Here is a 237-nt window from a genome sequence, read left to right as displayed (position 1 = left end):
TGACCACGCCATCATCGGCCTGGGCCACGATGCCCTGCGCACTGAGCCAGGGTGAGTACAGTCGTTCGAACGGCCCGGCCAGCTCACGGCAGCTGCCTGCATCCAGCAGGCTGTGGGCGCGTTCGCGTGCGCTCAGCTCGATAAAGCTGCGGCCCTGCAGCAGCCGGGTGATGTCTTGTTGATGGCTCATGCGGACAGCTCCTCCAGTGCCTGGGCCAGCCGCAGGCTGACCACGCC

1 pseudogene is annotated in these 237 nt (G+C 67.1%); it reads right to left on the bottom strand.

Going from position 1 to position 237, the window contains the following annotated elements:
- A pseudogene (locus EAY64_RS19570) lies at nucleotides 1-190 on the bottom strand (biotin-independent malonate decarboxylase subunit beta); the annotation flags it as partial.
- Nucleotides 191-237 lie beyond the last annotated feature (47 nt).

The organism is Aquitalea palustris (assembly GCF_003693445.1).
Classification (GTDB): domain Bacteria; phylum Pseudomonadota; class Gammaproteobacteria; order Burkholderiales; family Chromobacteriaceae; genus Aquitalea; species Aquitalea palustris.
This window is presented reverse-complemented; position numbering and strand designations above follow the sequence as displayed.